The organism is Streptomyces sp. NBC_00057, assembly GCF_045041165.1.
In the GTDB taxonomy this organism is placed as follows: domain Bacteria; phylum Actinomycetota; class Actinomycetes; order Streptomycetales; family Streptomycetaceae; genus Streptomyces.
Window position 1 is genome coordinate 8,227,890 of sequence record NZ_CP108256.1, and the last position, 26,384, is coordinate 8,254,273.

The 26,384-nt window shown below is 69.9% G+C and carries 24 protein-coding genes and 1 pseudogene; 11 read left to right on the plus strand and 14 right to left on the minus strand.

The window, feature by feature from the left end:
• Positions 1-48 precede the first annotated feature (48 nt).
• Entirely contained in the window at positions 49-1,647 is a 1,599-nt protein-coding gene (locus tag OG953_RS38655; protein WP_405692314.1) for a CocE/NonD family hydrolase, read from the plus strand.
• A gap of 51 nt (positions 1,648-1,698) precedes the next feature.
• Here the strand turns inward: OG953_RS38655 and OG953_RS38660 are convergent, their stop codons facing one another.
• The gene (locus tag OG953_RS38660; protein ID WP_405692492.1) at positions 1,699-2,142 is read right to left on the minus strand and encodes a hypothetical protein; all 444 of its coding nucleotides are present in this window, start codon (positions 2,140-2,142) and stop codon (positions 1,699-1,701) included.
• On the opposite strand from OG953_RS38660, the pseudogene OG953_RS38665 reads away from it, so the two are divergent.
• The 3 genes and pseudogenes from OG953_RS38665 to OG953_RS38675 form a co-directional block, all read left to right on the plus strand.
• Positions 2,101-2,467, plus strand: a pseudogene (locus tag OG953_RS38665) (acetylxylan esterase); the annotation flags it as partial. The gene OG953_RS38660 and the pseudogene OG953_RS38665 sit on opposite strands and share 42 nt — an antisense overlap.
• Positions 2,468-2,609: 142 nt before the next feature.
• The gene (locus OG953_RS38670) at positions 2,610-3,293 is read left to right on the plus strand and encodes a hypothetical protein (RefSeq protein ID WP_405690304.1); all 684 of its coding nucleotides are present in this window, start codon (positions 2,610-2,612) and stop codon (positions 3,291-3,293) included.
• Positions 3,290-3,919: a hypothetical protein gene (locus OG953_RS38675; RefSeq protein ID WP_405690305.1), complete on the plus strand. Its 630-nt coding sequence runs from the start codon at positions 3,290-3,292 to the stop codon at positions 3,917-3,919. Before OG953_RS38670 ends, OG953_RS38675 begins: the two co-directional genes overlap by 4 nt.
• A 12-nt stretch (positions 3,920-3,931) precedes the next feature.
• Here OG953_RS38675 and OG953_RS38680 read toward each other — a convergent pair whose 3' ends face one another.
• From OG953_RS38680 to OG953_RS38700, 5 genes are all read right to left on the minus strand, one after another.
• On the minus strand, positions 3,932-5,674 hold the full coding sequence (locus tag OG953_RS38680) for a serine/threonine-protein kinase (protein ID WP_405690307.1): 1,743 nt from the start codon (positions 5,672-5,674) through the stop codon (positions 3,932-3,934).
• A gap of 52 nt (positions 5,675-5,726) precedes the next feature.
• Entirely contained in the window at positions 5,727-6,005 is a 279-nt protein-coding gene (locus OG953_RS38685; RefSeq protein ID WP_405690309.1) for a glycosyl hydrolase-related protein, read from the minus strand.
• 103 nt (positions 6,006-6,108) lie between these two features.
• Positions 6,109-6,891, minus strand: a complete 783-nt coding sequence (locus OG953_RS38690; RefSeq protein ID WP_405692316.1) for an FAD-dependent oxidoreductase — start codon at positions 6,889-6,891, stop codon at positions 6,109-6,111.
• Between the two features lie 375 nt (positions 6,892-7,266).
• Entirely contained in the window at positions 7,267-8,337 is a 1,071-nt protein-coding gene (locus OG953_RS38695) for a LacI family DNA-binding transcriptional regulator (RefSeq protein WP_405690311.1), read from the minus strand.
• 547 nt (positions 8,338-8,884) lie between these two features.
• Positions 8,885-9,076, minus strand: a complete 192-nt coding sequence (locus OG953_RS38700) for a DUF6381 family protein (protein ID WP_405690314.1) — start codon at positions 9,074-9,076, stop codon at positions 8,885-8,887.
• 132 nt (positions 9,077-9,208) lie between these two features.
• Here OG953_RS38700 and OG953_RS38705 point away from each other — a divergent pair, with 132 nt between their 5' ends.
• Together OG953_RS38705 and OG953_RS38710 are read left to right on the plus strand one after the other, a co-directional pair.
• Positions 9,209-9,901, plus strand: a complete 693-nt coding sequence (locus tag OG953_RS38705; protein WP_405690316.1) for a ribonuclease H — start codon at positions 9,209-9,211, stop codon at positions 9,899-9,901.
• 173 nt (positions 9,902-10,074) lie between these two features.
• On the plus strand, positions 10,075-10,806 hold the full coding sequence (locus OG953_RS38710) for a CDP-alcohol phosphatidyltransferase family protein (RefSeq protein ID WP_405690319.1): 732 nt from the start codon (positions 10,075-10,077) through the stop codon (positions 10,804-10,806).
• Here the strand turns inward: OG953_RS38710 and OG953_RS38715 are convergent.
• Positions 10,772-11,221, minus strand: a complete 450-nt coding sequence (locus tag OG953_RS38715; RefSeq protein WP_266744512.1) for an adenylyltransferase/cytidyltransferase family protein — start codon at positions 11,219-11,221, stop codon at positions 10,772-10,774. The two genes, OG953_RS38710 and OG953_RS38715, sit on opposite strands and share 35 nt — an antisense overlap.
• 209 nt (positions 11,222-11,430) lie before the next feature.
• Between OG953_RS38715 and OG953_RS38720 the strand changes: the two genes are divergently transcribed.
• The 3 genes from OG953_RS38720 to OG953_RS38730 are packed head-to-tail and all read left to right on the plus strand — an operon-like array spanning position 11,431 to position 15,622.
• On the plus strand, positions 11,431-12,696 hold the full coding sequence (locus tag OG953_RS38720) for a glycosyltransferase (protein ID WP_405690321.1): 1,266 nt from the start codon (positions 11,431-11,433) through the stop codon (positions 12,694-12,696).
• Positions 12,693-14,381: a lipopolysaccharide biosynthesis protein gene (locus OG953_RS38725; protein ID WP_405690323.1), complete on the plus strand. Its 1,689-nt coding sequence runs from the start codon at positions 12,693-12,695 to the stop codon at positions 14,379-14,381. Before OG953_RS38720 ends, OG953_RS38725 begins: the two co-directional genes overlap by 4 nt.
• Entirely contained in the window at positions 14,378-15,622 is a 1,245-nt protein-coding gene (locus OG953_RS38730) for a hypothetical protein (RefSeq protein WP_405690325.1), read from the plus strand. The genes OG953_RS38725 and OG953_RS38730 overlap by 4 nt, the downstream gene beginning before the upstream one ends.
• Here the strand turns inward: OG953_RS38730 and OG953_RS38735 are convergent.
• Positions 15,591-17,105 carry a hypothetical protein gene (locus OG953_RS38735; protein WP_405690327.1) on the minus strand — a complete coding sequence of 505 codons (1,515 nt, stop codon included), beginning with the start codon at positions 17,103-17,105 and terminating at the stop codon, positions 15,591-15,593. The two genes, OG953_RS38730 and OG953_RS38735, sit on opposite strands and share 32 nt — an antisense overlap.
• Positions 17,106-17,210: 105 nt before the next feature.
• Here OG953_RS38735 and OG953_RS38740 point away from each other — a divergent pair, with 105 nt between their 5' ends.
• The gene (locus OG953_RS38740; RefSeq protein ID WP_405690328.1) at positions 17,211-18,371 is read left to right on the plus strand and encodes a glycosyltransferase; all 1,161 of its coding nucleotides are present in this window, start codon (positions 17,211-17,213) and stop codon (positions 18,369-18,371) included.
• A 1-nt stretch (position 18,372) separates the two neighbouring features.
• Here the strand turns inward: OG953_RS38740 and OG953_RS38745 are convergent, their stop codons facing one another.
• The 5 genes from OG953_RS38745 to gmd are packed head-to-tail and all read right to left on the minus strand — an operon-like array spanning position 18,373 to position 23,465.
• Positions 18,373-19,200, minus strand: a complete 828-nt coding sequence (locus tag OG953_RS38745; protein ID WP_405690330.1) for a glycosyltransferase family 2 protein — start codon at positions 19,198-19,200, stop codon at positions 18,373-18,375.
• Positions 19,197-19,892, minus strand: a complete 696-nt coding sequence (locus OG953_RS38750; protein ID WP_405690332.1) for a hypothetical protein — start codon at positions 19,890-19,892, stop codon at positions 19,197-19,199. Before OG953_RS38750 ends, OG953_RS38745 begins: the two co-directional genes overlap by 4 nt.
• Positions 19,889-22,150, minus strand: coding sequence for a LamG-like jellyroll fold domain-containing protein (locus OG953_RS38755; protein ID WP_405690334.1), 2,262 nt, complete (start codon positions 22,148-22,150; stop codon positions 19,889-19,891). The genes OG953_RS38750 and OG953_RS38755 overlap by 4 nt, the downstream gene beginning before the upstream one ends.
• Complete coding sequence (locus OG953_RS38760) at positions 22,147-22,455, minus strand: hypothetical protein (RefSeq protein ID WP_405690336.1); 309 nt, start codon at positions 22,453-22,455, stop codon at positions 22,147-22,149. The genes OG953_RS38755 and OG953_RS38760 overlap by 4 nt, the downstream gene beginning before the upstream one ends.
• Complete coding sequence (gmd, locus tag OG953_RS38765) at positions 22,452-23,465, minus strand: GDP-mannose 4,6-dehydratase (RefSeq protein ID WP_405690338.1); 1,014 nt, start codon at positions 23,463-23,465, stop codon at positions 22,452-22,454. Before gmd ends, OG953_RS38760 begins: the two co-directional genes overlap by 4 nt.
• Before the next feature lie 113 nt (positions 23,466-23,578).
• Between gmd and OG953_RS38770 the strand changes: the two genes are divergently transcribed.
• Complete coding sequence (locus OG953_RS38770) at positions 23,579-24,562, plus strand: GDP-L-fucose synthase family protein (RefSeq protein WP_405690340.1); 984 nt, start codon at positions 23,579-23,581, stop codon at positions 24,560-24,562.
• Positions 24,563-24,676: 114 nt separating this feature from the next.
• Here the strand turns inward: OG953_RS38770 and OG953_RS38775 are convergent, their stop codons facing one another.
• Positions 24,677-26,224 carry a sugar transferase gene (locus OG953_RS38775; RefSeq protein ID WP_405690342.1) on the minus strand — a complete coding sequence of 516 codons (1,548 nt, stop codon included), beginning with the start codon at positions 26,222-26,224 and terminating at the stop codon, positions 24,677-24,679.
• Positions 26,225-26,384 lie beyond the last annotated feature (160 nt).

Consider the following 26,384-nt stretch of genomic DNA (forward strand, 5'->3'; position numbering starts at 1 on the left):
AGGCCGCCCTGGATACCGCCTGCCGGAAAGCCGCCGCTGTCCTCACGGATGATGAGGGCGACCTGGCGAGGCCTCCCGGCGAAACAGCACGATGTCGGATGGGAGCCGGAGCTGGTGGTGCCGGCCGCCGACGGCAGCCCGTTGATCACTGACCACTACTTCCCGCGCGCCGAGGGCGACTTCCCCACCCTCCTGGTCCGTTCGCCCTATGGCCGAGGGCTGCCGTGGTCTCCCCAGTACGGCCTGCTCTTCGCCGAACAGGGCTTTCACGTGGTCCTGCAGAGCTGCCGCGGCACCGGTGGTTCGGGCGGTGCGTTCGACCTGTGGCGCAACGAGGCCGCTGACGGCCAGGCCACGGTGTCGTGGCTCCGCGAGCAACCGTGGTTCAACGGAACGCTGGGGACCGTCGGCCCAAGTTACCTGGGCTACGTGCAATGGGCCCTCGCTCTGGACCCGCCGCCGGAACTGAAGGCAATGGTGGTGCAGGTGGGCCTGCACGATCCCTACGCCCTGTTCCACGCGGACGGTGCGCTACGCCTGGAGAACGCCCTCGCCGTCGGTATGGGCATGACCTACCAGCATCAGGGCATGGGACCGTTCCTGAAGGCGACGCTTCGCCTTCAGCGCCGCCTGCGTGACGTCACCACCGCGCAGCCCTTGCGCGGGGCGTACGTGTCCGCCCTCGGGGGCGAGGTGCCCTGGTTGGACGACGTCATGACGCACCCGGACCCCAAGGACGCGTACTGGCACGGCGCGTCGCTGGCGGAGCGGTTCAGCGTGCCCACGAGTCTGATCACCGGATGGCATGACGCGCTGGTCGACCAGACCTTCGAGCAGTACGACCGGCTGCGTCAGGCGGGATGCGAGACCGCCCTGCTCGTCGGCCCCTGGACCCACACCTCCGCCCTGCAACAGGGATGGCCCGAGGTGTTCGCCGAGAGCCTCACGTGGCTGCGCGCCCACCTGTGCGCCGACCCCTCCGGCCTGCGCCCGACCGCGGTGCGCATGCACATCGGCGGCGAAAACGCCTGGCGGGACTTCGACGAGTGGCCGCCGGCCGCAGCTGCCACCTCGTGGTACCCCATCTCCGGCGGGCATCTCACCCAGCAGGCCCCCACGGACTCCGCACCACTGACGTCCTTCCGCTACGACCCGGCCGACCCCACCCCATCCCTCGGCGGCCCGCTGCTCTCCCGCACCGCCGGCCCACGCGACAACAGCCCCCTGGAAGCCCGAGCCGACGTCCTGACATTCACCAGCCCCCCACTGACCGAGCCCCTGGACATTCTGGGCCCAGTCTCCGCTCGGCTGAGCATCTCCACGGACACCGGCCACGCCGACGTCTTCACCCGCCTGTGCGACGTGGACCCACAAGGCCGCTCCGTCAACATCTGCGACGGACTGGGCCGGCCTCGGACGACTGAACACGTTCCCTCGCAGGTCACAGTGCCGATGAGCTCCACCACCCATCGCTTCGCCGTCGGCCACCGCATACGCTGGCAAATCAGCGGAGGCGCCCATCCGCGCTACGCCCGCAATCCCGGCACCGGGGAGTCGCCGGTAGACGCCACCGCCTTCGCGCCGGTGCGCATCACGCTCCACACAGACTCGGCATTGACGCTTCCCCACAGCTCTGGGCTCACGTAATTCTTCAGCCCTGCGGGGAACGTGCTGACGAGCCGGGCCGTCAGGCCCGGCTCACTCCTCCGCGCCGTCTTCATCGTCGTCCAAGTCAACGGCGTCCGGGTTGCGCAGGAGCCGCAGGCCTCCGCCGGCGGGGATTGAGGCGCGCAGACTATCGCGGCCCGGGCAGCCGAGATTTGCGTGACGCTGCGAGGAGAGCTGGGCCACATCAACGTCCAAGACCTCGCACGCATCGGCCTTGAGGCGGGGATCGGCCGCGGTGAAACCACAGGCGGGGATGTCGCCCGGAGTCCGCCACACGACATTGCCCCGCCAGACGAATTCCTTCGTCGGACCGAGGCGGACGACCCGCTCGGTGGCACAGCCGATGATGTCGTTCGCCACGGTCGCCTTCCGCGGCGCGGTCGCCCGGGAGTCCGCCCGCAGCACCGCTCCGGTGTCGCCCATCAGTGTGCCGACCTCGCGGCCATCGCCGCCGATGTGCCGTTCCTCTGCCACTTCGGACGGGCCGTCACCCTCACCGACGCCGACCCGTACTCGGAGATAGCCCGCCATCTCAAGATGCACCGCGGCAAGGAGGAGTCCGTCCTGCGCACTCTGTCGTACTTCGACGGGGTGTTGTTCGCCGCCCGGGGCAGCGCCCCCGCGCTCTTCTCCGTCGCCCTGATGGACCAGGTCTGCCCTCCGTCCACGGTCTTCGCCGCCCACAACGCATACCGCGGCGAGAAGGAGATCGAGGTCTACCGGACACGAGGGCGGAGCCATGTTCCAGGAGGCCGCTCAACTCCGCTGGGTACCGAAGGCGCTGGAGAGCGCAGTCTGAGCGTTGCCGGTGTCCGGCCACGTGGTGTGGATCACGGACAGAGTGTGGACAGCACCTATACGGTCCGTCGGGGCACGTCAATGCCCCCATGACGCGGCAAGGACAAGGGCGGACAGTGCGGCAGAGAGCCTACGGGCAGGGGATGCGTGCCATCGCCTGCGTGCTGATGGTGTGGCAGGTCTCGATGATGTGGCACATCGCCAGTTACGAGGCATCGTCCGTGCAGTGGAGCTGCGACGGGACCGGCGGTTGCGCCAGCGATCAGTTCGCGGCCGTGGCCCCGTTCGCCGGAGTGCTCTGCGCCGCCGCCCTCGGTCTGCTCTCCGCCCGGTTCCTGCACCGCGCGGCGCCCGGCGCGATGATCGCGCTTTCCGCGGTTGCCTGCGCCGCCGGCTGGTACGACGCGGTGGCGGACGGCCGGGTCCTGTACAGCACTGTCACCGACTTCCACATCTTCTTCCCGGTCGGCCGGTTCTCCGTCTCCGACTGGCTCACCTTCCTGTGGTCCGCCGCGGGCGTGGGCTGCCTCGCCGCATGGTGGGGCGCGGCGGTGAGCCTGCGTCGCACCGCGGGGCTGCGCAGGCTCTCCCGCCGCTACACCACGGCCGACGCTGTGCTGGAGGGCTGGCGGTCGGTGGGCCGCAAGTACGGCGAGGTCACCGTGGTCTTCGACGACACGGCCGGGGTGCGCCACGAGGTCCCGGCCGTCGTGGAACGCGTCGCCCTTCGGCGTGACGTCCTCGCTGTGTACGACGCCGACCGCCCCGACGACCCCGCTCTCACCCGGGTCGCGGTTCCCCACCGAAAGCTGCTGCGCCTCTCATGAACCGATCGATATCGTCCCTGCGCAGGCTCTTCTCCTCGCTCAGGCTGGTCGCCGCCCTCTGTATCGGACTCTCCTTCGCCGCGCTGGCCCAGGGCGCCATCGACGGCCCCCGCTGGCTGCTGCTGACCGGCATCCCCGCGACGGCCCTGGTCCTGACGATTCTCGGTGATGTGGCCGAGCCGTTGCGGACGAACATCGCGATGTCGGGGCTGCGCTCCGGCGGGCCGCGGGCCTTTGCGCCCGCCGTGGTCAACGGGGTGAAGACCGTCGACAAGAAGACCGGCCGGCCGGTCCTCGACGGGCGGTCGGTGGAGTCCGTGTTCGCCTTCGACCTGACCGTGATGCCCGACGAGCTCCCCGCGTACCGGGTCCAGGTCATTCACCCCCTCGACCTGCAGGGCCTGCTGCACAGGTCCAGGGCCGTCGTCGAGTACGACCCCGAGCAGCCCTGGCGGGTCGCCATCCCCAACAACCCGCCGCACGAATGGCTGGCCCGCGCGAACAGCGTCTCCCCGCCGGCCGAGGTCAAGGAGCGTGTCGGCGGGTTCCCGGCCGGTTTCCGGACGCTGATGATGGGCGTGGCCCTCGCGGCCGTGCTGCTGGTGCTGGTGCGGCTGCTCGGCTGACCCGCGCCCGGTTCAGCCGTTGCGCGGATACTTCTTGAGTACCTTGCCGTTGATGTCGGCCCGCAGATAGGCGCCGCCGTACTCGTCCGAGACATAGACGCTGAGAGTCGGCTGGTAGTTGTCGAACGGGGATGCCGGATCGATGTCCACGTAGTGGCTGGTGGGCTCGGTGACTCCGAGCTCCTTGTCCGCCCGGCGCATCAGCCCCGGGAGGGCGTCCCAGTCGACCTTTTCCAGATCCACGGACTTGGCACCCGGCATGAGCGTGCCACCCGCCCGTTCGCGGGTGGCCTCGCCGTCCCGGTACGCGTAGACGTCGTACAGACCCTTGTTGTTCTTGACCGGGGCCTCGATGCCTGCGTGTTCCTCGTACAGTGAGAACGACGTGACCCGGGTGCCGCCCATCACCGGCTTGAGTGCGGCGATGACGGACCGTGCCCCGGCCGGTGTCAGCAGATTCTTGGTCTTCGCCTCCTTCGCCGTCTCCGCCTCCTTCACCTTCTCCGTCCCGGTGGCCGACGGGCTGCTGGAGGTGCGGTCCGAAACGGGCGGCGTGCTGCCGGAGGCGTTCGTGTCCGGGGCGGGCAGCAGCGACCACACGAGGACACCGGTCAGGGCGGTCCCCGCGAGGGCGGTGGCTGTCGCTATGGCGCGGCCCCGCCGGACCCGGCGGCGGATCTCCTGCGTCCCCAGCGTCGCGGGCTCCGGACGCGCGGGCGTGGCGAGGGCGTGGCCACCGGCCCCGGGCGCCCCGGCCGGTCGACGGACGGGGGCCGTGGGCAGGACCGCGGTCCGGCCGGCGGGCTCGTGGCCGGGCGGCACCGCATCCTGCCGCGTGTCCGGCTCGGGACGCCGCTGCACCGCATCCCGCGGAGCCGCGGGGCTCTGCCGAGGCGCCCCGACCGGCTCACTCGACGGGGCGCCCACCGACGCCAGCATCCGGTCCAGTTCCTCGGCCCCGGGCCGCGCGGCGGTGTCCCGGGTCAGCAGCGCGTTCAGTACGGGAGTCAGCGGACCGGCCTGCCGGGGCGGAGGTATCTCCTCGTCCAGCACGGCCGCCAGCGTCGCCAGCGTGGTGGCCTTGCGCAGCGGATGCCGGCCCTCCACAGCGACGTACAGCATCATGCCGAGCGACCACAGGTCCGACGACGGATCGCCCTCCTCGCCGCGAATCCGCTCGGGCGCCATGTAGTCGGGGGAGCCGATGATGGAGCCGGTCGCCGTCAGGCTCGTGGACTCACGGATCGCGGCGATGCCGAAGTCCGTGAGCACCGGACTGCCGTCGGCCCGCAGCAGTACGTTGGCAGGTTTCACGTCGCGGTGGTGGATACCGGCGGCGTGGGCGGCGCGCAGCGCGGACAGCACCCCGCGGCCGAGCTCGGCGGCCTCGGCGGGGGTGAGGGTGCCCTCGGCGAGACGTTCCGCGAGCGAGGCGCCGGGCACCAGCTCCATCACGATCCACGGGTACGCGTGCTCGCCGCCGTCCACGATGTGGTGGACCGTGACGACGCCCGGGTGGTCGAGCCGGGCCAGCGCACGGGCCTCACGCAGCACCCGCGCCCGCAGCAGCCGGGCCGCCTCCGGATCGTTCTCGGTGAGCGCGGGGTCCGGGGGCCGTACTTCCTTGAGCGCCACATCGCGATGCAGAGCCAGGTCATGGGCTCGCCACACCATGCCCATACCGCCACTGCCGAGCCGGTTCACCAGCTCGAAACGGTCGTCGATCACTCGGCGCACAGGCCCCCCAGCGTCCATGGAAAGAGGGTACGGGGCGGGCCCGCAGTGGTGCGCACCCACCCCGTACGCCTTACGCGTCTTCGAGCGGCGTGAGCCGCAGCGTCACGATCTGGAACGGCCGCAGTCGCAAGCGCACCGAATCGCCCGCCACCTCGGCGGACTCCTCGGCGAGCGGACGCTCCAGCAGGTCCGTGACACTCGCCCCGGTCAGCGCGAACCCCGCTGTCAGACGGGCCGGGACCCGGCGCCGACCACTGCGAAGTTCCGAGGGAAGTTCGAGGAACGCCGGCATATGGACGGCGCGGGTGATATTGCCCACGTTGACGAGCAGTACACGGTAGGGAGACACAGTCACAGTGGGCCGTCCAGGCCGAGGGCGTGAGCCGCCGGGTTTGGTAAGCGTTTTCCAGCAGGCCGGTAAAGTGCCCTTTCCGAGGGAAGGGCAGTGGGTTTCAGAGAGTGGCGCAGAGCGCCCCGGCACTGGTCACGGGTCCGGTGCGGAGCCGGTCCGGCCAGTCGAGGGCGAGGCCGAGCGACTTGCTCAACCGGCTCTGGAAGGAGGCGAGTCGGTGCTCGGTGCCGCGGACCGCGCGTGGCGGCAGCCGGTGTTCGAGGCAGTACGACACGAGCGCGCCGACGGCCTCGCCGATGCTCCACCGGCCCGTGTGCCCGCCGAGCGCGGGCGCGCTGAGATGCGTGGCGCCGATGTTCCGCCCGGCGGGGAGCAGATTCTCCACCCGTACGGGAAGCAGTGCGCCCAGCGGCAGTTGGAACGGCAGGCACTCCAGATCGAGGCCCGCGCCGCCACCGGTTCCGGGGTGCAGCGTGATCCGGGATCGCAGGGTGCCCACGCTGTCCGTGAAGGTCTCGGCGCCCGGTGCCCCGGCCCGTGCCGCAGCGGTCAGGTGCTGTTCCAGCAGGGTGAACTCGGCCCGGATGCGCCGGGATTCGCGTACGTGGAGGGTCTTGGCGAACCCGTCCGCCGTGCCGGTGGCATCGGGCCGCAGGCGCAGCTCGGGGTAGCCGTGGCCGCCGTCGTGCCGGGGCGCCCGCGTCTGCATCCAGTGGAGGAACGACAGTGCCTGCTCGTGTGCCTCCCGTTCGGCGCGGGCCCGTACCTCGTCCCCGAGCCCGGCGAGCGGCAGGCGTGTGTAGGCCGTCTGCTCCCAGTCGACCAGGGTGATGTCGCCGTCGAAGGTGCCGGGCAGATACCGGCTGCGGGCGAGTGCCCGCAGCCGGTGTCAGTGGTCGTTGGGAGGTGCGGCCCACGGCGGGACCTCGTCCGGCTCGTGCAGGAAGAGCGGCACGGAGCGGGCCGCGGCGCCGCCGGGTTCCGCGGTGTCCCAGGAGAAGGCGTCGGAGCACCGGGCGTAGCCGGCCGGCCGGTCGACGGTGTGGTCCTCGCCGGGGCGGTGGTCCAGGGCGAAGACCCGGGAGACCGGCTGCTGGTCGAGCGGATCGGCGACGGCTGCCGCGTGTGGTTCGCGGTTAGCGCATCATTTCAAGGGGGTTGCAGCGAAATAATCGGCAACTCAGTGCGTCAAGTAGGGGAGTTGTCGATTCAATGTGTCAATCCGGTGGCCCGGACGGGGTCCTCAGCCGGTCATGCCTCAGCCGGTCGTGCGGGGCGGCGGTGCCGTGCTGGCACGCACCACCAGTCGCGACGGCACGGCGAGCGTGCGCGGCGAAGCCGTCGCGTCGCCGAGGGCCAGCAGCAGCGCCCGGCGGCCGATCTCTTCTAGCGGCAGTCGCACCGTGGTCAACGCGGGCGTGACGTCGCAGGCCACCGGCAGATCGTCGAAGCCGACGACGGAGACATCGGCGGGCACGCTCCGCCCGAGGTCGTCTCGGAGCGCCGCGAGCGCCCCGAGCGCCATGGCGTCATTGAGCGCGAAGAGTGCGGTGATCCCCGGCGACCTGCGGAACAGCTGCACCGCCGCGGCCCGCCCGCCGTCCCGGGTGAAGTCGGCCTCGATGCGATGGCGCTCCTGAACGGAGATGCCCAGTTCGGCCGCCCGCTCCAGGAAGCCGTGCAGCCGGTCCTGTACGGAGACCAGCGCCAGCGGTCCGCAGATGATGCCGATCTCCGTGTGCCCCAGCCGGGCGAGATGCTCGGCGACCGCCCGGCCACCCTCTCGGTTTCCCGGCACGATCGTGTCCACCGGAAGATCCTGGTGCGCGACCGCGGTCACCCGGCCGCCCTGCGCCGCGAACGCCTCCAGCTCCTGGGCGAGCGCGGGGCTCCCGCCGGTGAAGCCCGAGCCGGCGAGGACGACGGCGCGGGCCCGCTGCGCCCGCAGCCGTGCCACATACTCCGCCTGGAGTCCGGGCTCATGGAAGGTGCCGGCCAGCATCACGAGGAGCTTGTGGTCGCGGGCGACCTCCATGACACCGGCCGCGATGGCGGAGTAGTAGGCGTCGTTCACATCGTGCACGATCAGACCGACGATGGACGTCGTGGACTGCACCAGCGCGCGGGCCGGCGCATTGGACACATAGCGGAGCCGGGCGGCCGCCTCCAGGACGCGCTCCTGCAGCTCCTGGGTGACGTTGCGGTCGCTGTCGCTGAGGACGCGTGAAGCCGTGGCGAGAGAGACCCCGGCGTCCTGCGCGACCTGCTGGAGCGTCACGGCGGACGGCGGGCGGGGACGGGCGGAACGTCGATTGGCCTGGCTCTGCATAGGGCTACGATAGCTGCACTGAAAGCGTTTTCCCATTGCGTACGCAATAGGAAAACCGGCACCGGGACCCTCCTGCCCGTGCTCCATCGGCCCGGCGCGGTCGGCGCCATCGTGGCCGGACAGCGGTAGACGGCATCACCGCCGAAGGCGTACCGCCGCTCGGTCTCCGGGGTGAGCCGGACGCCGAGTCCCGGCGCCTGTGGGGCGAGCAGGTATCCCGACTCGATGCGGAACGGTTCGACCAGGAGCTCGGACCGCAGGGATGACTGCTCATGTCCCAAGTCCACCAGGCAGCACACCGCCATCCGAGCTGGGGGGGGGCACGTCCTACGAGGTGTGGGCGAACAATGCGAACAAACACCCGTACTGAACCGGCTCGGAACGAGATGCCGATCGCTGCGTTGCCGGTGTGCCGGTGTGCCGGTGTGTCGGGGTATCGGGGACCGAGCGGCCGACGGCTTGCCACTCACTCATGGAAGGGCAGCAAGACGTCGGCCGTTTTCCTGAGACAGGTACTGCGTGACACAGGTGCTGCGTGACGCAGGTACTACTTCGGCCGGCGGATGTTCTCGCTGCCGATGTCGCCCTGCTGGTCACTCTGCTCCTGCAGCTTCTGGGCCTTCTCCTGGAGCCGCCGGCGCTGCTCAGGGTCGGTGGTGCGCTCAGCGGCCTCGGTCATGTGCCGGGCCTTCTCGCGCAGCTGCTGCGCACGGTCACCGGATTCACGTGCAACGCTCATCATCGCTCCTTGTGCGGTTGGGAAGAGCTTGCTCCATCAGAGAACCAGCGTCGCCGGTTCACCGCATTTCGAATCGTCACTCAGCGTTACGGTGTGCCGTGGGGGTGGTGCGGCGCTGGCATGATCAAGGGCATGAACGAGAGCATCATCGCCGCGTGTGACGGGGCATCGAAGGGCAATCCGGGGCCTGCAGCCTGGGCGTGGGTCATGGCCGATGCGCAGGGGCGACCGGCGCGCTGGGAAGCGGGTCCACTGGGGACCGCCACCAACAATGTCGCCGAACTCACGGCGCTGCAGGAGCTGTTGGAGTCCACGGATCCGTCCGTGGCGATCGAAGTACGGATGGATTCGCAGTACGCGATGAACGCGGTGACGAAGTGGTTGCCGGGATGGAAGCGCAACGGCTGGAAGACCTCGGCCGGAAAGCCGGTGGCCAACCGTGACCTGGTGTCCCGCATCGACGCCCTGCTGACCGGCCGGACCGTGGACTTCGTCTATGTGCCCGCCCACCAGGTGGACGGAGATCCGCTCAACGCCCTCGCCGACCAGGCCGCCAGCGAGGCCGCTGTGGCGCAGCGGCCGGCCGGTACCGCGCACGGCTCGCAGCTGCCGACGCCCGCTCCGGCCCGGGCGACCGAGGGGCGGGGCAAGGGCGCTCCGGTGAAGAAGGCAGGGGGTGCGGCAGGCTCCGCACGCTCCGGTGGAACCATCCGGGCCAAGTTCGCGGGCCGCTGCCACTGCGGAAAGCCTTACGCGGCACAGGAGATGATCGCCAAGAACCCGAACGGCTGGGGCCACCCGGAGTGCCGCACCGCGCCCGCCTGAGGCGCGGTCCGTCGGGCCTGCGCACCTGGTGCGGGCCCGACGGAGGCGGATCGCCGGCCGGAGCGGGCGAGTGGCCACGCGAAATGGGGCCCGCGTGCCATGATGCGGCTCCGACGGCAGCGTCCGCAGTGCTCTGCCGATGCCGCCGGCAACGGCGACACGCTGGGGGGCGTATGGGAAGCACAGGCACGGTTCTGCGCGAGTTGCGCGGTGCGCAGAAGACGGCCAAGGGGGTGTCGCTGTACTCGCGGTACGTGAACCGCCCGGCCGGACGGGTGTTCGCGGCAGGTGCATACCGTATCGGGCTGACACCGAATCAAGTCACGCTGATCAGTGCGGCATTCACCTTCAGCGCCATCGCTTCGGTGGCTCTCGTCCGGCCGTCCTGGGGGCTCGCGGTCGCGGTGTACGCGGGGCTCGTCATCGGCTTCGCCTTCGATTCGGCCGACGGGCAGCTGGCCAGGCTGACCGGCAGGGGAAGTCCGGACGGCGAGTGGCTGGACCATGTCGTGGACTGCGCCAAGATGATCCTCGTACACACCGCCGTGCTGATCTCGTTCCAGCGGTTCTTCGATCTGTCGGCCGAGGGCTGGCTGCTCCTGCCGCTGGGCTTCCTGTTCACCGCCGTGCTGACCTTCTGCGCCGGGCTGCTGCGCGAACAGCTGGGCAAGGCGGCCGTCCGGCCCCCGGCGGGCAGCCGTGCCGCGGTCCCGGTGTCCCGGGTGCGGGCCGTGGCACTGCTGCCCGCCGACTACGGGGTGTTCTGCCTGGTGTTCCTGCTGCTCGGCGACCGGACCGCGTTCCGCATCGGCTATGCGGTGCTCGCCGTCGTGCACGCACTGTTCCTGGTGGCGTTCCTCGCCAAGTGGTTCAGGGAGCTGACAGCGCTCCGGGCTGCGGACTGACGAGCGTGTCCAGCGCCCGGCGCAGCTGGGTGCTGGACGTGTGCACGGTGTACGGGAAGTAGACCACCTCGACGCCGACCTCGGCGAAGTCGCGCTCCAGCCGCTTGCCCTTCTCCGTGTCCCGCCAGTCGTCCCCCTTGAAGATGACGTCGAACCTGACCTGCTGCCAGGTCTCGACCTTGTCGGGCACGGTCTCGACGAACGCGGCGTCCACGTAGCGGACGCTGCGTACGATCTCCAGCCGTTCCGGCAGCGGAATCACCGGTTTGTGGCCCTTGGCGAGCGCGGCCATCTCGTCCGAGACGACGCCCGCGACGAGGTAGTCGCACTGGCTGCGGGCATGCCGCAGGATGTTGAGGTGCCCTATGTGGAACAGGTCGTAGACCCCCGGCGCGTAGCCGACCCTGTGCACCATCCGTTCTCTCCCCCCACGGTGAACGTGATGTCCGTGTCCAGCAGTAGTTGTCCGGACATGGCATCCGGTGCTGCGGGATATCGGTATCGGTGGTGATGGTGCAACGACCTTACTGTGAAGACCACTTGCGCATCTCGTGAACGGATAAGCTCACTTTTGGGGCTGTTCCTTGGGGGGAACACAGAATGTCCGGGGGAAGGCGAACGTCCATGTCCGATGCCGATCGTCACAAGCCGTTCGAAGACCGCACTCTGCTGGTCGTCTCGACCAACTACGCACCGGAGCTGACGGGCATCGGCCCGTACGCCGCCCAGCTCGCCGAGCACTGGGCCGCGTCCGGGGCCGAGACCCATGTACTGACCGGCATGCCGCACTACCCGTCCTGGCGTACCGAAGCGGAGTACCGGGGCGTGTGGCGGGTCGCCGAGAAGCGGGCCGGGGTCACCGTCCACCGGCGCAGACACTATGTGCCGCCGCGCCAGACTGCCCTGCGCAGAGCGGCGTTCGAGGCCACGGTGCTCGGGCACGGCTTGCTGTCGCCGCCCGTTTCGCGTCCGCCGGACGCGGTGATCTCCCAGATGCCGAGCCTTGCGGGCGGTGTCATCGGGGCCCGGCTGGCGGGCCGCCACCGAGTCCCGCACATACCGGTCGTGCAGGACCTGATGGGTGCCGCCGCCGCGCAGAGCGGCATCCGGGGCGGGGGCCGGGCGGCAGCCGTAGCCTCGGCGGCCGAACGTTACGCGCTGCGCGGCGCCGCCCTCGTCGGAGTCATCCACGAGAGTTTCGTCCCGCGTGTCACCGAATACGGCGTGGACCCGGGGCGTATCCGTATCGTTCCCAACTGGTCGCATGTGCAGGCGTCTTCGGCAGACCGTGCGGGGACCCGGGCAAGACTCGGCTGGAGCGAGGGCACTCCCGTGGTCCTGCACTCCGGGAACATGGGACTCAAACAGGGTCTGGAGGTCCTGGTCGACGCGGCCCGGCTGGCACCGGAGATACGTGTCGTGCTGATGGGAGACGGGAATCAGCGCGAGGCGCTGCTGGGGCGTGCGACGGGCCTGCGCAATCTCGACTTCCTGCCGCCGGCCGGCGCGGACGAGTTCACGGACATTCTCGCTGCCGCCGATGTGCTGGCGGTGACCCAGCGGGCATCCGTGCTCGACATGAGCGTCCCGTCCAAACTCACCTCGTACTTCGTCTCGGGCCGCCCCGTCGTCGCCTCGGTCGCCGACGGGGGAGGCACCGCCCAGGAGGTCCACCGGTCCGGCGCCGGGATTCTCGTCGCACCGGAGGATCCCGCCGCGCTGCTGTCAGCCGTACGCAAGCTCTGCGAAGCGCCGGCCGAAGCGGACCGGCTCGGCGCCAACGGACCGCATTACGTCGCACGTCACCTGAGCCGAGAGGCGGCCCTGGCCCGCTTCGACGCACTGCTCACCGAGGTCCTCGCGGACGCACAAGGGAGACCACGCCGATGACCCAGCCGATCCGCGCCCTGGAGGACCAGGACGAACCCGCACTGCTGAGGGACCAGTTCCGCCAGCTCCTGCGCTACCGCGCGCTGCTCGCCTCCGGCGTCGTGCTCGGACTGCTCGGCGGCGGCTGGCTCGCCCTGAGCGGCGAGGAGAGCTACACATCGACGGGCGAGGTGGTCGTACGCTCCGCCGCCTCGGACCCCTTCGCCGCGGGCGCCTCTGCCGACAAGGGCATCAACATCGGCTCCGAGCGGCAGACCGCCGTCAGCGACACCGTGGGCACCTTGGCCGTCGGCTCCCTGGCCAGGCACGGCGACCGGGTGGAGGCCGGGACCCTGCTGTCCGGTCTCCAGGTCACCAACCCGCCGAACACCCTCGTGCTCCGCTTCTCCTACACCGGCCGCACCCCCGCGCTGGCGAAGGCGCGGGCCGAGGCGCTCGCCGACGCCTATCTGGAGATCCGCAGACAGCGCACCGAGGACAGCATCGCCAACATGGCCGACGGCTACCGCGCCCAGCTGAAGCCCCTCACCGAACAGCGCGATCAGCTGGCGGAGCAGGCCGGACCGAGCAACGACGTGACCAGCGCACGGGCCAACCTCGTGGTCTCGATCTCCGAACTGAGCAGGAAAATATCGGAGTTGCGTGCCCTGGACACCACTCCCGGCTATCTGACGAAGAAGCCCGTCGCGCCCACGGACCCCACCGGTGCGGGGCTGCCCCTGCTGCTCGGACTCGGGGGTGTCGTCGGGCTCGCGCTCGGACTGCTCCTTTCGTGGGTACGCCTGGTCTTCGACCCTGCCGTGCGCTCCACCCGGGAGCTGGTCCGTTCGCTCGGTGCCCCGCTGCTGGGCACCCTGCCCAGGGAACGAGCATCCGCGGGCGCGCTGCTCGCCATCGGGCGGAGCGGGAGCCGGCTCGCCGAGGAGTACCGGGCGGTCGCCTTCCGGCTCGCCTATGACCCGTCGTTCGCCCAGCGCCGCAGACTCCTGGTCACGGCCCCCCGCGGGGACAACGACGCGGCGGCCGCCGCCGCGGTCAACCTGGCCGCGGCCTTCGCCGAGATGGGACGTGACGTACTCCTGCTCGAGGCCGATCTACGCACCCCGTCGCTGGCCAGGGACCTCGGCCCGGCCGTGCAGGGCGCCGGGCCGCGCTGGGCGTCGGAGGGCGAACGGGCCTGGCCGTCGGACAGCCGGATGAATGTGGACGTACCCGGGTCGGGTGCCTTCACCCTGATAGCGGGCCGGCGCACGGACAACGTCCCGCGTGCCCTGACCTCCGCGCCCGTCGGACGGATCGTCGCCGAGGGCGACCGGCCGGGCGCCGTCGTCATCGTGCTGGCCCCGCCCGTGCTCTCGTACGCCGACGCCGTCGCACTGATCGACCGGGTGGAGGGGGTCGTGGTGGTCTGCGACCCGCGCGAGGTGCACCGCAGCGACCTGGAGCGGATCCGCGAGATCATCGGGGCGGCCGGAGGCTCCGTGCTCGGCGCCCTGCTGCACCCCGGCCGGAGCCGCTACGAGCGCCGGGCCCGCAAGAAGGCCGGCAGGCGCCGTACGGGCGGCGGCCGGTCCGGCTCCGCGACGGGCCGGGACGGCGGCGGCCGCGGCGGCCGGGGGCACACCGGTGACCCGGCCGAGACGCTCGGCCTGCGCACCTACGACTCCACCGCGGGACACAGATGAAGGCACGGACCGCGATCGTCTGCTCGGTCGCGGACCAGGGCGTGGCGGCGCTCACCAACATCCTGGTGCTGGTGGCCGCCGCCCGGCTCTCCACGGTGTCCGACTTCGCCCGCTTCTCCGCGGTCTACCTCGTCTTCACCGTGCTGCTGGGGGTATCCGGCGCCTACAACGGGCAGCCGCTCGTGCTGCGGCGCGGCGAGAGCGACGAGGTGCGAGGGGCGTGCCGGTCGGCGGTCGCCTTCACCCTGCTCACCGCGACCGCGCTCGGCGCCCTGCTCGCCACCGTCTGCCTGACGCTGCCGGGGGCCACCGCACGTGCCCTGATGATGCTGGGGCTCGTCCTGCCGGTGGTCCTGGGGCAGGACACCATGCGTTACGCCTTCTCCACCCTGCACCTGCCGCACCTGGCGCTGGCGAGCGATGTGCTCAGACTGGTCTGTGTGCTGGGCGCGCTGGCCGTGCAGCCGTACGGTGTCCCGGCGGCCCGGCTCGTCAGCGTCTGGGGGCTGTCCGCGCTGCCCGCCCTCCTGCTGTCGGGCACCCTGCTGCACCGCACAGTGGCCGGTACGGCCCTGCGGCTCAAGGTCCTGCTGCGGAGAGGGCATCTGGGACGGCGCTTCGTGGTGGAGTTCGGGGTGGGAAACGCCACCAGCCAGCTCTCCGTCCTCGGACTCGGCATGGTCGGCAACCCGCTCGTGGTGGGAGCCCTGCGCGGTGCCACGACTCTCTTCGGGCCGCTGAACGTGCTGTTCACCTCGGCCACCGGCTTCGGCCCTCCACTGCTCGGACGGCTCGCCTCCGAACGGCGCAGGATACGCGCCACAGCGATGCTCGCCGTGGTCCTGGCCACCACAGCCGCCGCCTGGGCCAGCGCACTCGCCCTGCTGCCCGACGGAATCGGCCGCCATCTGCTCGGCGACACCTGGCCCACGGCCGCCGCCCTGCTCCCGGCGACGGGCAGCCAGTACGCGGCGATGGCCGTCGGCACCTGCGGGCTGCTGGCGCTCCGGATGCTCGACCCCCGTACCACCCTCTCCATCCAGGTGGTCTTCTCGCTCGCCGCCGTCGCCTTCCTCACCGGCGGCTATGTGCTCGGCGGGGTGCCGGGCGCGGCCTGGGGCCTGTGCCTGGGATCCGTCTGCAAGGCGGTGGCCACCTGGACCCGGGTGGCCCGGCTCAGACGCCGCACCGCGGGGGAACAGGCGCCCGTCAGTGCGCGCGCTGTCCGTTCCGGCTCCTGAAGCTGGTGATCAGCAGCAGACAGAGCACCGCGATCGCCAGTTTCCCGACGGACTGCAACAGCGGTCCGCGCAACAGAATGAAGGTGTACCCGGCGATCAGCGGCGCGGCGATGGCCAGAACACTGCCGGGGCCCGGGCCGTCCCGGGACACCGCCCGCGCGTAACGCCGGTCGGTGCGTGCGGCGACGTACCCGATCAGTGCGAGACCGCCGACCATGCCCGGAGCACCGAAGTCGACCCAGAGCTCGGTCCACAGCGGCGCCGACAGGTTGGTCATGTTCATCCCCATCCACTGGCCGACGCGGACCCCCGTGTCCTCAGGCTTGCCGCTCCACACCGACCGGGGCACGAAGAAGAGGGCGGAGCCCGCCAGCTGACGCCCATAGGTGTGGCCGCGGGTGTCGACCCAGGTAATGGTGTTGGCGAACATCACCGTCTGGTCGTAGTCCTTGGTGGCCAGCGGCTCGAAGACCGACGACGAATCCACCGGCCGGTACCCGGCGCTGTCGTAGCGGAACCGGTCCGCGTACGGGAACAGCACCAGCGCCCCGACCACCCCCATGGCCAGCACCGACCGGTACATCGCCGCGCTGCTCGGGAACGCGGTGAACAGGAGTGAGACCAGTACGGTCAGGAACCAGTAACGGGCATTGGATATCGGGTTGTTGACGACGATGTCGAGGATCAGCAGCCCGCCCCAGAGCAGAACCGTCGAGGGGGAACGCCGGGCCCTGCGCGAGGTCACCAGGCGGCGGGTGTAGAAAAGCAGCCCCAGCAGCGCGGGTACCGTACCGAAGCCCTTGAGGAAGGCCGATCCCACGTTGGACTGGCTCGACGCAACCCCGCTGACCGCGACCGAGGCGCTGATCTCCTGGCGGCTGGTGAAGAAAACCGCGGGCCCGCCGAGCTTCAGGATGTAGTAGCCGCTCGCCGCGAAGGCCAGCACCACCAGCAGCCTGAGCCGCACCCGGTGCGCGGTGGCCGGACCGCTTCCGGAGCGTGCGCCGGCCCGGCGGCGCAGCGGACGCCGGGATGCCAGCAGCGCCCCGAGATCGAACGCGGCACACCCCACCAGGATCAGCGCGATGGCCGTCATCAGATCCGACCGCGGCCCGACCAGCGGGGTGGGAGTCTGCCCGATGACCGCCTGCGCGAACGGCGCCACCCCCATCGCGATGTACACGAACATCCAGAACACGCCCTGCAGCAGACGCCGCCGCGTGGACAGAATCATCGTGGCGAGCCGGGCTCCCGCGTAACACGTCAGCACCAGCTGCAGCCAGTACGCGGTGTCCCGGACGCCCGTCCCCGGCTGCGCGGCGATCACCGCGGGCAGGAAGCAGACCAGGCCGAGGATGAGAGGCACGGCCAGGGCCCGCGACAGCATCGCCCACGACATGGGCTTCGCCGGCGGCTGGACCGGGTCTCGCGGGCCGTGTTCCGGTACGGGTGCGGGCGGCGCCACCTCGTGCACGGACGTCATCTGCCCCCCGTTCCGTGGACCTGTGAACACTCTAACGAATCAACCCACTTGGGGGGTTTGGATGACTAGTCTGTAAAAGGTCGGCCGAGGTTGAGGGGAACCCTGGTGAAGATCCTGCACGTTGTCACACTGCACACCCCGGACCATGCGTTCGGCGGCCCGACAAGGGTGGCGCTCAACCTGTCGAAGGTTCAGCGGGCCGGGGGCGACGACGCCCGCATCGTGGCCTTGGGCGACGGCTTCGAAGGCCGACTGCCGCGCGAGGTCGAGGGAGTGCCGGTCCATCTCTTTCAGGCCCGCCATCTGCTCCCCATGTTCGAGGTCAGCGGAATCACCTCCGGTGCGCTCCTGCTCGCCGCCCGTCGCATGATGCGCGGCGCCGATCTCGTCCATGTCCATCTGATGCGCGACCTGGTGACGCTGCCCGCCGCGCTGCTCGCGCTGGCCTCCCGCACACCCCTGGTCGTCCAGACCCATGGCATGGTGGACCCGACCGAGAAGCGGGTTGCCCAGCTGACCGACCTGCTGGGGGTACGCAAGGTGCTGCGGGATGCCGACGCCGTGCTGCACCTGACCGAGAGGGAACGCCTCGATGTGAACGCTGTCGCCGCACCGGTGCCGTTGACCCGCACCGTACGGCTGGTCAACGGCGTACGGCCGCAGGAACTGGGGCCGGCCAGGGAGCCGGGGCGGCCGCCGACGGTCCTCTTCCTGGCACGGATCCAGGAGCGCAAGCGCCCGGAGGACTTCGTCGCCGCGATGCCGACGGTCCTGGCCGAGCATCCGGACGCCCGGTTCGTGCTGGCCGGCCCCGACACCGGAGCGCTGCCCGCGACTCTCGAACTCGCCCGCAGGCTGGAGGTGATGGACTCCCTCGACCATGTGGGAGCGCTCGACCACGAAGAGGTCCTGGCGGCGGGGCGGCAGGCCGATGTGTACGTACTGCCGTCGATCGAGGAACCCCTGGGCGTGTCCGTCCTCGAAGCGATGTCGGTCGGCACCCCCGTGGTCATCACCCGCACCTGTGGCCTCGGCCCCGATGTCGCGCGGGCCGGGGCGGGCCGGGTGATCGACAGCCGGGTCGGCGAGGACGGGAAGAACGCGCTCAAGGTCGCCGGGGCGATACTGGAACTCCTCGAACCCGAGGCCAACGCCCGGGCGGGCAAGGCTGCTTGGGACCTGGTCAATGAGCAGTTCACCATCGACGTCGTGACCCGGACCCTCCGGCGGACCTACGAGGACGTGGTCCGCCGGAAGGGCCGCTGAGTCAAACGGTCTTCCCCTCACGGGACTTGAGCGCGATCTGCCAGCGGTAGAAACTCATTGCCAGCGCGAAGTCGAAGCCCGCCCGCCCATCGAGGAATCCCCGCCGGTACACATACATGTACGCGAACGACACCAGGGGCTTGAAGGGCGCCTTGTGGAACAGCTGCCCCTGGCGCGACTTCACCCTCCGCACCTGCTCCTTGACCTCCGGGTGGTGCTCCAGCCACGCCTCCCAGTCCGAGTACCGGTTGTGCCGCTCGAACCAGGCGGTGACCGGGTCGAGGTCCTGGTGCTCGATCGGATTGCGGAGCGAGCCGGCCGACTCGGCGACCGGCTGGTAGTGGCCCTCGACCTCGCCGATGCCCGGAGCTTCGAGATCCCCGACCTCCGGGTATCTGCAACGGGTGCGGTCGGTCAGTGAACGCTTGCGGATGGTGTAGCCGTGCCGCAGCCGCTTCCCGGAGAACCAGTAACCCAGCGGTATGTCATACGCCGCGGGCTTCGGCGCGCCGGGATCGGCGAAGATCTGCCGCAGCTCGACCAGCAGACCGGGGCTGATCCGCTCGTCCCCGTCGAGCAGCAGAATCCAGTCCAGGTCCGTGCGGACATGGTCCAGGCACCACTGCTTCTTGCGCGGATGACCGCCGTCCCAGGTGTACGTCATCACCTCGGCCCCGCACTCCTCGGCGATCTTCGCCGTGTCGTCCGTACTGTGCGAGTCGACGACGACGACCGCCTCGAAGTGGCCGAGCACCGACTTCACCGCCTCGGCGATGTTCAGCCCCTCGTTCTTCGTGGGGATCGCCACGGCTATCGGCAGCTTGCTCATCCATGGTCTCCTTCGGGCAGCCAGGCGTAGCAGCCTGTGGAGGTGAACGCTCGGGCCGCCTTCGGGACGGTGATCTCGGCCTGCTTCCCGGAAGCGGATGAGCCCGACACCAGGTTCTTGCCGTTCGCCCCGGTGATCTGCCAGGTGCAGTTCTTGGTGGGAGTGACGTCGTGGTAGCGGCCAGGCCGGATCTGCTCGTCCTTGTACGTGCCGTCCGCGTACCCCTGCGAGGCCTCCCGCACCAGCTCCTCGTGCTGGGTGCAGAGGTGCTCGACGGCGGGTTTCGCATCGGCGATCTCGCCCGTCACGATCGCGCCGACCGCAGTGTCCCGGTCGACTTTCACGAGGTACGTCAGCTTGTCGCAGGTCTCCTGACCGGTCTGGAGCACGGCCGCCGGGTCCATGCCCTTGGGCACACGGTCGACCAGATACTCCTTCTGCTTCTTGTTGAAGGAGCCGGTGGCCGGGGTGAGTTCATCGGTGGGCAGTTTCGGTGGTTCGCTCGTCCGCGGAGCCGAAGGGCCACTGGGCGAGGTGGCGCCGGGACCTGCCGAAGGGGCTGTGACAGGGGCCCGGGTGGCCGATGGCCTTGCATCGCTCGCCGCCTTGTGCCCGTCGGAGGACGAGCCGCAGGCGGCCAACGCCGCCGTCAGTACGACGACGGCGGCGCCGGCCGGGAACGGATACCTCATCCACCCGTCCTCAGGGCGTAGTGGGCGCTGACCTGCGAGCTGCTCAGCGCGGTCGGGTAGACGGCGGTCTCGTCGATCTGCCCGGCGAAGAAGCTGCTCGTCGGCTGGTTCGGCCAGCTGTTCAGGTTGTCCCCGCCCACCCGCCAGAAGCCGCTGTAGCTCTGGTTGCCGGTGTAGAGGGCGTTGGCGGCGCGGAGTTGCCCGTCCACGTACAGCGCCATGCCGCCGGTGCCCTGCGTGGCGACGACATGGTGCCAGGCGCCGTCGTTGTAGGCGGCAGGCGTCGTGATGGTCCTGGTGCCGCCGCTGTAGACCCCGAAGATCAGCCGCCCGTCATTGCTCATGTACACATGCTTGTCGTACTGGTTGCTGTTCTGCATGGTCACATTGCCGAAGCCGATGATCTTCCCTCCCCTGGTGGTCGTCGTCTTGATCCATGTCTCCACCGAGAACCTTGTGGGCTGCGCATGACGCTTGTTGCTGTACGCGTACTGGTTCGATCCGTTGAAGCCGATCGCGGTCGAGGCACCCGCCACAGCGGCCGGAGTCTGCCGGTAGGCGGGGGAGTTGCGCAGGAATCCGCTGTCCAGCCCGGTGCCGGTGTCTGCGGCGAACGTCGAGGTGCCTTCGTCGTACCGCCAGTACAGAGAAGCACCGTCCGCCAGCACCTTGGCGGGGTACTTCTCGACGGTTGATGCCACGGTGGCGGACAGGGCGGGCGACTTGGCACTGGTGTTGGTGCCGTCGCTCGCACTGATCCGGTACGAGTGGGTCTCACCCGCGGCCACGTCCGTATCGGTCCACCTCAGCTGTGGCCGGTCCCAGAACAGCGAGTATCCCGTCGTGGTGTACACCGGGGTGCTCGCACCGTCCTTGTAGATCCGGTAGGTGAGCTCACCGTCGTCGGCGTCGAAGCTCGTCTGCCAGTTGACCTCCACCTTGCCCGCGGCAATGGTGGACAGGCTGACGTTCGGCACCCACGGCGCCCCGGTGTCGGGGCCGTCGGCGAACCGGGTGAGGCCCTGCTGCGCGGAGCCGTTGACGGTGGTGAACTCGCCGCCCACCCACAGATAGTGATGGCCGCCCTTGTCGGTCTGCGCCATCACCCGCGGTCCGACCGGCTCCCCGATGCCGTCGTTGGTGTCCGGGAACCAGGGGAGCAGCTTGGGGTCGTCGACGGACTGGGCCAGCAGATGCTTGCGCGGTTGGTCCGGGAACTCACCCATGCTGGCGCAGTCGTGGGCGTGACTGCCGCTGTACAGAACGCCGTTGTGTACGAGGACGGCCTGGGTGGCGCCCAGGCAGGTGTCGCGCCAGCGCTGCTCGAAGTTGCTGAGGTTCAGCGCGATCCGGCCGTCGAAGACACCGCCTCCGGTGCCCTCGTTGGCGGTGTAGAAGCCGGTGGTGTCCGTGGTCAGGTCCTGCACCGTGGAGGTGTTCGGAATGAAGCCGGCCGGGTAGCTCTTGGCGACGGCCCCGGTGGTGGCGTCCACGACGGCCAGTGCGTGCGAGGTGGTGCCGTTGACGGTGAAGAAGTCACCGCCGATCAACACGTGCTCCTGATCGGGTGTCAGCTCAACGGCCCGGCCCACCTCGTCGGTGTTGGCCGTCCACGGCTTCAGCGCGGCGCCCGTGGTGACCGCGGCGAACTTGTTCCGGGTCTGCCCCGCCACTGTGTTGAAGTCACCGCCCAGATAGACGGTGTCGGCCGTGACGGCCAGCGCCCGTACCGTCGCGGAGACGGAGACCTTGAAGTTCTGGCGCGGGGTGCAGGTCGCGGTGTCGATCGCGGCGATATTGCTCACTCCGACCCCGCTCACCGCCCCGAACTGCCCGCCGACGTACAGGGTCTTCTGATCGGGGGAGAGCGCGAGGGCCCGTACGGTCGCTGTCCCCGACGAGAGCGTGAACGACAGACTGCAGCCGGTCGGTGCACCGGTCGCCGCATCGAACGCGGCGAAGTTCACCGCGGGCTGTTCGGAGGTTCCGGCGGCCGCGTCCGGCGGCCGGACGGTGGAGAAGGTCCCGCCGGTGTACACGACACCGGCGTCCGACGCGGCCATCGACCAGACGATGCCGTTGGTCTGCCAGGTGGTGAGGTCGTCCGCGGTCAGGGAGACCGGCGGTGTGAGGGCCGCGGCCGGGGAGCCCCCGGACGCGGCGGCGGTCAGGGCTCCGGCGAGCAGGCAGAGCGCGGCGGCCGCGGCACGTGCCCTTCCGCGTCCGATGGGTCTGCGCCCCGTACTTCCGTTCATCATTCAGCTCCGAAGGTGAGAACGAGCTGCGGCCGGAAGGCCGCGGTTCCTGCCTCGTCCGACCGGCGGAGGAAACTGTCCGTCCCGCTGCCGGCAAGGGCGAGTGAGTGGTCCGGGCCCGGGGCCCGCACCGGTGCGGGCGCGCTCGGGTCCACCGGGCAGCCGGTGGAGACCGAGGTCGTGCCCGCTTTGGTCCCCGGCACGGTCGTGGGGTGCGACGGCCGGGTGCTGTGGGTGATTGCCGAACCGGTCCACACACCGGTGACCGGCAGGGCGGTGCGGCTGTCGGATGTGCCCGGCTCTCTCATCGGTCCACCCGCACAGCCGCTCCGGCGAGTTGGTCGGACAGCTGACGGATGTCCGCCTCGACCATGATCCTGGCGAGCTCCTGCGATTTCACGGCCGGTTTCCAGCCGAGCAGTTCCTCGGCCTTGGCGGCATCACCGATCAGCGCGTCGACCTCGCTGGGGCGCTCGTACTTGGCGTCGTAGCGGACGTGCTCCCGCCAGTCCAGGTCGGCGTGTGCGAAGGCGTACTCCAGGAACTGCCGGACGCTGACACCCTCGCCGGTGGCCACCACATAGTCGTCAGGGTTGTCGCACTGCAACATTCGCCACATCGCGTCGACGTACTCGGGGGCGTAGCCCCAGTCACGCACGGCATCGAGATTGCCCAGGTGGAGGTGGGTCTGCAGACCCGCCCTGATCCTGGCCACCCCACGAGTGATCTTCCGCGTCACGAACGTCTCGCCGCGGCGCGGGGACTCGTGGTTGAAGAGAATCCCGTTGACCGCGAACATCCCGTACGCCTCACGGTAGTTGACGGTCGCCCAGTACGAATAGACCTTGGCGACGCTGTACGGGCTACGCGGATGGAAGGGGGTCTTCTCGTTCTGCGGCGGAGGGGTGGCGCCGAACATCTCCGAGGAGGACGCCTGATAGATACGGGTGTCGATACCGCTCGCGCGGACGGCCTCCAGCAGCCGGATGGTGCCGAGACCGGTGATGTCACCGGTGTACAGAGGGGCGTCGAACGAGACGCGGACGTGCGACTGCGCACCCAGGTTGTAGACCTCGTCCGGTCGGATGTCGCGCAGCAGATTCACCAGTGCCACCCCGTCGGCGAGGTCGGCGTGATGCAGGACGAACGAACGGTTTTCTTCCTCCGGTCCCTGGTAGATGTGGTCGATCCGCTCGGTGTTGAAGCTCGACGAGCGGCGTATCAGTCCATGGACCGTGTATCCCTTGTCGAGCAGCAGCTCGGACAGGTACGAACCGTCCTGTCCGGTCACGCCGGTGATGAGCGCGGTCTTCGCCACGACTCCCCCTCTGTGTTCGCCTGAAAGGCTGTTGGTTCTCACCGAAATATCGGAATTGAGCGATCTGCGGCAAAACGTCACCGCGGCCTGCGGCTGCTGGCACAATCCGAGCCATGACGCCTGCTCTCTCCGGCCCTCCCCAGGAATCCGTCCGTCCCCTCCTACGACCCGGCGCCCGCATATTCGTCGCGGGCCACCGTGGTCTGGTCGGTTCGGCGGTGGTACGCCGCCTCACCGCCGCCGGACACGAGGTGATCATCCGCGATCGCGATCACCTCGATCTGCGCGACGCCGCGCGGACCGAGGCATTTCTCCGCGAAGTCCGTCCGGACGCAGTGGTGCTGGCCGCCGCCAAGGTCGGCGGGATCATGGCCAACAACACGTATCCGGTGCAGTTCCTCGAAGAGAATCTGCGCATCCAGCTGAGTGTCATCGCCGGAGCACATGCCGCCGGGGTCGAGCGGCTGCTCTTCCTCGGCTCGTCCTGCATCTACCCCAAGCGCGCCCCACAGCCGATCCCCGAAAGCGCCCTGCTCGCCGGTCCGTTGGAGCCGACGAACGAGGCATACGCACTGGCCAAGATCGCCGGAATCGTGCAGACCCAGTCCTATCGCCGGCAGTACGGCGCCTCGTACATCAGTGCCATGCCCACCAACCTCTACGGCCCGGGCGACAACTTCGACCTGGAGACCTCGCACGTACTGCCTGCGCTGATCCGCCGCTTCCACGAGGCGCGACGCGACGGCTCGCCTGCGGTCACGCTCTGGGGTTCCGGCAGCCCGCGCCGCGAATTCCTGCACGTCGACGATCTGGCCGCCGCGTGCCTCCTGCTGCTGGAGCGCTACGACGGTGACGAGCCCGTCAACGTCGGCTGCGGCGAGGACCTGACGATTCGCGAACTCGCCGAAACTGTAAGGGATGTGACGGAGTATCAGGGTCGTGTCGAATGGGACACATCGAAGCCCGAAGGTACCCCGCGCAAGCTGCTCGACGTCTCCCGGCTCACCTCCCTCGGCTTCGCACCGCAGATTCCACTGCGCGACGGGATCGCCCGTACCTACGCATGGTGGCTGGAGCGGCAGACCGCACAGGTCTGAGCGGACCCGACGGGCCGACCGGCACGGGCCGGCCGCCGCAACGCGACGGCCGCCCGTCCCTCCGACCCCGCACGGTCGGAGGTTTCGCACTCTTCGCATCGACGGCCGTCGCACTCAGTACGCCCCGCGGCCGTCGGTGACGGCCCGCAGCGTACGGGCCATGAGTCCCATGTCCGTGGCCACCGACCAGTTGTCGACGTACCACAGGTCGAGCGAGACGGTCTCCTGCCAGGACAGGTCCGAGCGCCCGCTGACCTGCCACAGGCCGGTCAGTCCCGGCCTGACCGCGAGCCTCCGGAGCTCGCGCTCGTCGTAGCGGGACACCTCGTCCGGCAGTGGAGGCCGCGGACCGACCAGCGACATGTCGCCCCGGAGCACATTGAGCAGTTGCGGCAGTTCGTCGAGAGATGTCCGGCGCAGCAGACGGCCGATCCCGGTCACCCGGGGGTCGCGGCGCATCTTGAACATCGGGCCGTCGTTCTCGTTCGCCGTGACCAGTTGCGCCTTGTGGCGCTCGGCGTGCACCACCATCGTCCGGAACTTCCACATGGTGAACGGCCGGTTGTGCTGCCCTTGGCGGATCTGGCGGTGGAAGACCGGCCCGTTCGAGCCGAGCCGCACGGCCGCCCCGATCAGGAGCAGCAGGGGTGCCAGAACCAGCAGACCGAGTGCGGCGCCGGTACGGTCCACCACGGCCTTCAGGACCATCTGCGGTCCCCGGCGCAGCGGCGGCGCGATGTGCAGCAGGGTCAGCCCGGCCGCTGCGGACGGCCGTACCCGGCCGGCCGCGATGCCCGAGAGCTCCGACAGCACGGACAGCGGAAGCCCGCCGTCGTGCAGCCCCCAGGAGAGCCGGCGCAGCCGCTCCTCGGAGAGCTGCGGCCCGGGTACCACCAGAGCCAGGTCCGCGTCATGGGCGAAGGCTCCGCCCAGCACGGTCGACGCATCGTCGTCGGCCGGTGCCGGTGCGAGCCGTCCCGGCACCTGGACCTCGCACTCCAGCGGCGTGGTCCCCACCGGTATGGCGGCCACGACCGAGTACGGATGGTCCGCACGGGAACCGAGCAGCTGCACCGCGCGTTCCACCCCCGGAGCCTCACCGACCACCAGTACCCGCCGGACCGCCCGCTGCTGCCGCCCCGGCCAGGGCAACCGCCGCACCCCCCATATCGCAATGCCCGCAAGCAGGCCGGGCAGCAGGGCCACGACCGCCGTCGCAGGATCGGCCGAATCGCCGGTCATGGTCCTCAGCACGGCGAGTACGCCGATGAGCAGCAGCCAGTCGCCTGTCGTGCTCAGTACCCCCGGCGGATCGCCCGGAGGCCGGTCCGCGTACCGGCCGCGCGCGGCCCGCACACCGGACCACGCGAGCGCGGCCACGGCCGCGGCGACCGCGGCCCGCGACTGCCCGCCGGCCCGCAGCACGAGCCATGCCGGAATCCCCAGGCCGACAAGTTCGGCCCCGATGACGAACGGCAGACACCAGCCCGTCCTTCTTTTCGTCGCGGCCGGTCCTGAACGTTCGCGCTGTACGGTCGGCGCCCTCCACAGATCGTCGAGTTGCTTGTTGCGAGGCCGATTTGAAGCAGTCCGTGGACGAGGCGCCCCCGCCAGTCCCACAGGTCCTGATCTGTCCGAATCGGGTAGCTCGACATGCCCCATGAACCCCCCAGTCACAGTTGCATCGCCATAAACGGGGCGCATCCGCCGATCCCATGGACTGACGGATGCGCCCTCGCTCGCTGCACGATATCCACACACGTGCCATTTCGCTGGAGTTCCAGTGAAGTTCAGACATGCGCACTGACTCGGAACTCGTCCC